Raw genomic sequence first — 8,228 nt, 5'->3', positions numbered from 1 at the left:
TAAGTAATGATAATGAATTATCTATACTTTTGGAGGTTTTGGGTTCGAAAATATATGATTTTGAAACTGGGAATAATAACAATGTTGTAATAGATATAGGTATGAATATAGGAATAGCATCACTTTATTTTTGTAATAGAGAAAGTGTTTCTAAAGTCTATAGTTTTGAACCGTTTAGTGAAACGTATGAAGTAGCAATGGAAAATATAAGAATGAATCCTCAACTTTCTAAAAAGATAACAGCCTATAATTTTGGACTTGGTATTCGAAATGCAGAAATAGATGTTGATTATAATCCGAATTTTAAAGGGGGAATGAGTATAGTCTATGATAACATAGAAGATTATGAAAAAAGTAATTATAAGAAGGAAAGAGCGGTTGTAAGGAGGGCATCTGAAGTTATAGAACAGATTATTGAAAAACACTCTAATCAGACGATTGTCTGCAAAATTGATTGTGAAGGTGCTGAATACGAAATCTTAAAAGATTTATATGATAATAATATTTTACGAAATATAAATATCATAATGTTAGAATGGCATAGAAAAGGAACTACAGATTTAATAAACATGTTATTAAAAAGTAATTATAAATTATTTAGCTCATATTACTGTGATATTACTGGTTTGATTTATGCCATGAATTTTAAATAGGATTATATGAGTGCTTTGTATAATTTTTGCTCTTAGAGCTGCATGGATCATTAAGTCACAAAAAGAACTTTAACATAACTTGAGAAGACTTCTCCAAAGACCAGCGATAATCTTTTCTTTTATCTATTGGTATTGTCATACGTTTCTGTTGGAGAAGATGTGCTAGGTATTTCAGGTTTCCAGAAATGGGTATTATGAGTGGCTAAACCGTCCTATGAGCTGGAAGGAGCAAAGAAGAAAAAAGTTCATAGTTAGAATTCAGCAGATATTTCTGGATTCTCGCAGACTATACAGCATCCTGAAAATCACGAAGCTTCTACAGAGAGAAGACGTTCAAGTTTCACAGAAAACTACCATGGCATATCAGCCACAAGTCCCCACATGAAAACGGAAGACAGGTATTACGGGCTCATATGGTGAGAAGTAAGAGGATTGGAGGAAGAAGGGCGAATGAGATGTAGGAAAAAGCGACCGCTTTTTCCTTCCGCAAATCGTTTTTGATTTTTTTCTTTTCCTCCTACTTCTTACCTCATCCATTTTCATAGAAAACAGTGGAACTGCTGATAAAGATGAAAGCGTATGACCTTCGGTCTCTTACTATAAAGAAATATAAGGGGACGACAAATTCCAAGCATTCTCTTCCGGTTCATGAGAATACATTAAACCGGAAGTTTATGATAAAAAGACCGAAGCAAGTATGGGTGGCAGACGTCCCATCCCGTGATGGATGGCTTTATTTGGTCAGCGATTTGCATTCGCGAAAGATTGTGGGTGACATGCCGATAGCCAAATGACTAAGCAGCTCGTTATAAAGGCATTTTATATATATTTTAGACCACTAGTATTGCATTAATCATTTTTCAGTGTTAAAAATCATCCTAATATTGAAATATATTGTTTTTGCCAATAAAAAAATCCTTTGCAATGGAAAGTACAGATGGTTTCCTGTCCAAATCCAGCGTAAAGGACACGGTTATGGACAAGAATACACGAAATACAAGAGTTAGAAAGCCTTCGCGCTCTAAACCATGCTTTACTGGATACTGACCTTCAAAAAAGCGTTGGTTTTGAGTCGATTCGTGTCTCGCAGTTATCCCGAAAAAATAATAGCGTGGAACCCGTCATACTTTCCTGTGTGTTCCTGGATCTTGTGCAACAAATCCAAAGGTTTCATCAAAAAAACATAAAGCCGGTGCCATTAAAGGCCGTTGATTCCAGCATCTTACCTTTGAACCTCACGCATTATAAATGGGCGAAGTTCCAGAAAACAAAGGCAGGCGTGAAATTTTACTTTCGGTTCGTTTTCATGGATAAAGAGACGGCCTATCCGGATAAAGCGCTTATTACAACAGCAAATGAACATCATCGTGGTCAGTTAGAAGTGCTCGTCGATGACAAAGAAGCCATGTACGTGTTTGACTGTGGATATGTAGATTACGAACGCTTTGACCGGATGACCGATGATGGAATACTTTTTTGTTTCGCGACTGAAGAAGAATGCCGTAATACGTGAGATCCACTCTTTTTCTCTTCCGGAGGAAAGTACGGTTTTGTCAGACCGAATGGTATATATCGGGACGACGTAGAATCGGTCAGAAAACATCTTTCGGCTTTTGGAAGTCGTGGATACGAAGGGAAATCACCTTCGGCTGCTCACAAACCGTTTCGTAGGGACGACCTTTACTAGGGGCTTTACTTTTTGGCTTACAACCAAAGAAAATATAAATCTGATAATTTTGTATTTATTTATGCACCACTAGTGATTTTAGACAAGTCTAGTTATTTATACTAAGTATGGAGTAGGTGGATAGCTAATGAAAATAACAATTTTTACTCCAACATATAATAGAGCACATACGTTATCAAGACTATATAATAGTATTAAGAACCAAATTTTTACTGATTTTGAATGGATAATTGTAGATGATGGGAGTATAGATTCTACTAATCAGTTAGTTCAAAAGTTTATAAATGAAGATAAAGTAGATATTAAGTATTTATTCTTAGAAAATGGAGGGAAGCATCGTGCAATTAAAAAGGGATTAGAGTTTGCAAGAGGAGAATTATTTTTTATTGTAGATTCTGATGATCATTTGTTAAAAAACTCACTAGAGAAGATTTGGAATGTATGGGAAGGCCTTGATAAACAAAAAAGAAAATATGCTGGAGTAGCGGGATTGCGTGGATATGACGAAAAGAATATCATTGGTAATACATTTCAAGGGGTATATTTAGATGCCGATAGCATTGACTTTAGATACATATATAATATTAAGGGAGATAAAGCAGAAGTAATAAGAACTGAACTATTAAGAGAGGTGAATATTCCTGAGTATAGTGGAGAAAAATTTCTAACAGAGGCTGTATTTTGGAATGAAATCGCTTCAAGAGGCTATAAATTCAGATGGTTTAATGACATTATTTACATTTGTGATTATCAATCTGATGGATTATCAGCCAATTATAGAAATCTGTTAATTGAAAGTTGGAGGGGAACGTGTAAGTATTTTGTTGATTTATTAAATAGTAATAAAATTCCCCGTGATATAAAGTTAAATGTAATATTAGAGGAATACCTTAACCTATGTTTTGTATCTCAGAAACCTAAAGAAGAAATTGTGGGCGGCCTTCTTTATTTAACTAGCAACCCTATATTTAATGAAATAATGGATATGATTGAACAAAGAGTAATATTGCATAACTCGGTAAAAAGTAACTTTGATTTATATGTATTCTGGGAAGAAAAAGAAAGGGAGTGGCTGAAACGAGGCATAAAATCGATTGTAATATATGGTGGAGGAGAGCATACTGATAGACTTCTAAGGTACTTGAACTTTAAAAATATAAATATATGCGGTATAGCTGATTCAAATGTTAATTTGATAGGAAAAGAAATTGGTGGTTATAAAATTAATAATATAGAGAGCTATTATTCAAACTCGTTAGATTTAGTTTTAATTTCATCATTTAAATTTGAAAATGAGATATTTGAGCAACTCTCAGAATGTTTTCAGGGAAAAAAGACAAAAATTTATCGTTTGTATCATGAAAATCCTGATGTTAAGATGTCTATTTATGGACAACTTTATTGGAATAATGAAGTTAAGAAATAGACATGATTTCTACTTTCTAGGGAGGTTATCATGATCCCCAAAAAAATACATTACTGCTGGTTTGGAAAAAAAGAAAAACCAGAAGATATAAGTAAATATATTACGGGCTGGAAAGAAGTTTTACATGATTATGAGTTTTATGAGTGGAATGAAGAAAATTTCAGTATAGACCAGCACATTTTTACAAAGAAGATGTATGAAAGAAAACTTTGGGCTTTTGTAAGTGATTATGTAAGGCTGAAAATTTTATATGAGCATGGGGGTATTTATTTAGATACAGATATGGAGATTAAAGAAACACTAAACTCATTTCTGAACTTTAACAGCTTTCTCGGATTTGAGGATGAGAATTATGTCGCTGCTGGTATTATCGGAACTGAGAAATATTCCTCATTTATAAAAAAAATTATAGATATTTATGATAGCTTTTCCGAAGAGCAACTAATACATCAATTTCCCGAAACAATACCAAGTATTATTACAAGGCTTTTAAAAGAAGAGTATAATCTTCAATTGAATAATAAAACACAAATAATAAACAATAATGAGGAAATAATTATTTTTGACAGTTATCACTTTTATATCCAAAAACAAGGGGTAAAAAATTATTCAATACATCATTATAAAGGTTCCTGGATTGACAGTGATATGTTAAAGGGAAATTACCTTAAATATAAAAAGAATTATACAATCCTAGCACACCTTATAGAAAAAGATAGCAACCGTGTTTTATATTTGCAAGATTGTATAAGTAGATACAGGAAAATAGCTCTATATGGATTAGGGGTTTTGAGTAAGTATTTAGTAGACAATATACAAGATGTTTACGATAGAACCTCGGTTATAATTGATAGTAAGAAATCAGGGGAGTCTTATAAGGATATTCCTATCATAGATATAAATTCATTGTCTAAATTTGATTTTGAAATTGTAGTGGTTACCCCCACGTATGACTTTTCTAATATAAAGAAAAAATTAGAAATCTACACCGATGAAAAGATTGTTTCTTTGGAGGATTTACTTAATTTGCATATTGTTTATTAATTTTCTTTGAAAGCGAAGATGAATTTATGAAGGTTAATGTTCTACTACCTGTTTATAATGGTGACCCTGATATAGCTCAAACACTGAATTCCTTATTAGAACAGACGTATAAACATTTTAAGGTTGTTGTTATTAATGATTGCTCTACTGATAATACAATAGATATACTTAATGATTATAGCAAAAAGGATAAAAGAATCGAGGTATTCTCACTACCTAAAAATCAAGGAATTACAGTTGCCTTGAATAAGGGTATTTCTATGTTAGATAATGATTGTGAATATGTAATAAGAATAGATAGTGGGGATATATGTAGAAATGACCGAATAGAGAAGCAGGTGGAATTTTTATTTCATAATCCAGATTATGCCTTGGTCGGTACTCAATTTCAAATGGTTCCAAAAGAAGGAGAGTTAACAGAGGGCATTATAAGGTTTCGGAATTATTCTAACCAATTATGCACTTATGAACAAATTAAGGATAATTATACCGTCATGGCTCCTTACGCGCATCCAACGCTTGCTTTTCGAAGAGATGTACTTATGAAGCTAGGGGGATATGCTCCTGATTATATTGCCACAGAAGATTATGAAATTGTAGGACGTATTATTAAACAAGGATATAGAGTGGGGAAAATACCTAAAGTCCTTGTTGAGTGTGGTTTTACACCTAATAAAGGTATTAGCCAAGAAAAGAGAGTAATTCAGGTTAAAACTTCCTTGCGCATTAAATTGGAATATATTCGCCATATGTTTCTTTGTGAAGGAAAAAGTTATGAAGTTTATATATGGGGAACAAGAGAATTTGCTGGATATTTACAAGAAGAAATTGAAAATAGTCCGCATCATAATATGGTTGTGAAAGCATTTACTGATTTTCAAAAAGAAAAATGGGGTCAGTACAAAGATAATTTGCCGATTATTTCCCCTAAACAAATGATTAAATCTTTAAATTTTAACAGTATTATATTAACAATGTGTAATCTTGAACGTGAAGAAATAATCAATTTTCTAAACAAAAATCAATTAATTCATAATGTACATTATTTCGTTTTTTCATAGGAGTTAAAGAATGAATATACTATATGCAACTATATAAATCATACTTGATATTTCGACATTCGTTCGTGGAAGAAGGGTAGAGAAGTTGGAAAGAAAGAGAAAAACGAATCCGCGGCAGGAAAAAGTACTCGCTTTTTCCCTCCTCTGTATCGTTTTTGTTTTTCCCCTCTTTTCTTCCAACCTTATACCACCAGACAAATGTCGAAACCTCAAATGATATTTATATACGTTTCTTCACTTTGGAGCTGGAAGAGCCCTTTTAGAGCTTGCAAAGGAAGCGGTTAACTGTGGAAATCAAGCAACCATTATTGCTACTAAGGAGATAGATGAATTCCATAGCCAAGAGTTATTAATAAGGGAAGCGAAAGATTACGGGATTAATGTATTCCTATATGAAGATTTATTTATACGTGACTATCTTCGTTTAAGTCATAGTATTAATAAAATAAAAGAATTGCTCGTTCATAATCGCTTTATCCAGATGATGTGCTTCTGAGAGAAGAACGCCCATTTATTGTAATTTCATCTATATACTTTGACCAAATTTGTAAAACTTTAAAGTTAAAAGGCTACACAGAGGTAGACTTTTTGATTAATTAAATTTGTAACTACTCAGCCACCTAATAGAGAATTGGCCCGTATATGTAGATAGTTGTGGTATTTTAAACACTGTGTATAGACGTTGCTGCTAGATTCGTCCAACTTTCAGTGTACTAAAATAATCTGCAAATAAAAGTAAGCGCAAATTCCAACTATTAAATCACGACATATAGATTTTTTGTTCCTATTAAACACTATATATAGTTTTATCGCCAGGCTGAGTAGTTACTTAAATTTTTTCTGTGAAAATCTAAAAGGCAGGAACCATGGTGGTACATCAACAGTAGCTAAAAAAGGCAATAAGAAAGCAAGGCCCACGGGTTTTCGTGTCCTGGGTATATCAACGATTTCGTTTGGATATCCTATTAGGTTACGCCGCGATCGTGTCTTCCCGATACTTCACTTTGTTGGATAACATGTGATACAAAATGATGATCATCCTGTGTGCTACCGCGATTAACGCCTTCTTCTTGCCACGTCGAGCTGCCAGTCGCCAAAACATTGCCGACAATCGGGTATTTCGCGTTCGAGAGGCCGCCCAGGCGGCTTCACAAAGCGCAGTCTTTATATGCGGGTTCCCTTTTGTCGTCCGCGTGCTTTTTTTTACCTGCACTCTCGTGGTTTCCCGGTGATACTCCTGCCCACGAAGAGAGGTGATGCTCGGAAGGGAACACGTTCATATCGACGCCCATTTCCGCAATCACGCATGCCGCGGTTGCCGTTTTGATTCCCGGCATACTGGTGATAACTTCTACTTCCTGTTGATACGGTTCCAGACGCTTCTCGATTTCCTTTTCAAGCTGTTGAAGCGATTCTTCCAGAAAAACAATATGATTCCATGACTGGCGAATCATAAAAATTTGATGGGCATCCAGCGTATCAAAAATGGATTCGGAAAGGGAAGCGACTTTCTTTTTGACCTGTCCGACGACGCACGATTCGATGTCCCGTTTGTCGAGGTATCCTTGTTCCACTAAACGGGAGAGAATCGCACGTCCTGACACGCCAAAGATGTCCGAAATAACCGTGGCAAGCTTGATATTGGAGGCTTCGAGCACGTCCTGAATCCGATTTTTTTCGGCGGTGAGAGTGCCAACCCACTTTTTACGAAGGCGCGTAAGGTCGCGAAGTTCCCGAATGTCCGCCGGAGGAACAAAACTTTTTTCAATGAGTCCATGACGAAGCAGGGTGGCGATCCACTCCGCATCGGACACATCGGTTTTGCGACCGGGAACATTCTTGATGCGTTGGGCATTCGCTACCGTGATATCGAAGAAGCCTTCGAGAATATTATAGACAGGTTTCCAATAGACACCGGTGCTTTCCATGGCGATATGCGTGACGCCTTTGTCTTCAAGCCACTGAAGCATCTCATACAAGTTGCGTGTCATCGAGGGAAAGGAACGCGTTTCAACTTGAGGCTCTTCCTCCTCCTTTCCAATCAAAACCGAGACGACAATGTTTTTTTGATGAACATCCAAACCAGCACAGTGTGTAAGAATGGCACGCATCTTTTCTTCTTCCTTTCGTTTGATAAAATACCGAGGGTTGCTGGAAAGATGGAAAATCAGCATTTTTCTGTCCGTGATCATCGCCGTGAGACAAAGAGGGATGTCAACATGGGGTTGTACTCAACATCTTTCCACACAGTTTTCTGCACAGGGTCGAACCACCAAAAAAAGCCACGTATAGATGCAACCCCCGGGATAGTACTAGTGTGGGAAAAAAAGAAAAACCGCAAACCCGATTTTCATGTC

The 8,228-nt window shown here is 35.5% G+C and carries 5 protein-coding genes and 2 pseudogenes; 6 read left to right on the top strand and 1 reads right to left on the bottom strand.

The window, feature by feature from the left end:
- The 5 genes and pseudogenes from ADA01nite_RS20845 to ADA01nite_RS20825 all read left to right on the top strand — a co-directional run.
- A partial coding sequence (locus tag ADA01nite_RS20845) for an FkbM family methyltransferase (protein ID WP_146812359.1) occupies positions 1–653 on the top strand: 653 nt, incomplete at its 5' end.
- A 991-nt stretch (positions 654–1,644) separates the two neighbouring features.
- Positions 1,645–2,320: pseudogene (locus tag ADA01nite_RS20840) on the top strand (transposase); the annotation flags it as partial.
- A 147-nt stretch (positions 2,321–2,467) separates the two neighbouring features.
- Positions 2,468–3,766, top strand: a complete 1,299-nt coding sequence (locus ADA01nite_RS20835) for a glycosyltransferase family 2 protein (protein ID WP_146812358.1) — start codon at positions 2,468–2,470, stop codon at positions 3,764–3,766.
- A gap of 30 nt (positions 3,767–3,796) precedes the next feature.
- Positions 3,797–4,810 carry a glycosyltransferase family 32 protein gene (locus ADA01nite_RS20830; protein WP_146812357.1) on the top strand — a complete coding sequence of 338 codons (1,014 nt, stop codon included), beginning with the start codon at positions 3,797–3,799 and terminating at the stop codon, positions 4,808–4,810.
- A gap of 26 nt (positions 4,811–4,836) precedes the next feature.
- On the top strand, positions 4,837–5,871 hold the full coding sequence (locus ADA01nite_RS20825; protein ID WP_146812356.1) for a glycosyltransferase family 2 protein: 1,035 nt from the start codon (positions 4,837–4,839) through the stop codon (positions 5,869–5,871).
- Between the two features lie 970 nt (positions 5,872–6,841).
- Here ADA01nite_RS20825 and ADA01nite_RS20820 read toward each other — a convergent pair.
- Positions 6,842–7,982: pseudogene (locus tag ADA01nite_RS20820) on the bottom strand (IS110 family RNA-guided transposase).
- 48 nt (positions 7,983–8,030) lie between these two features.
- Between ADA01nite_RS20820 and ADA01nite_RS22470 the strand changes: the two are divergent.
- On the top strand, positions 8,031–8,228 hold a 198-nt coding region (locus ADA01nite_RS22470; RefSeq protein ID WP_218029599.1), incomplete at its 3' end, for a hypothetical protein.

Origin of the sequence: Aneurinibacillus danicus (assembly GCF_007991215.1) — a bacterium.
Taxonomy (GTDB): Bacteria; Bacillota; Bacilli; order Aneurinibacillales; family Aneurinibacillaceae; genus Aneurinibacillus; species Aneurinibacillus danicus.
This window is presented reverse-complemented; position numbering and strand designations above follow the sequence as displayed.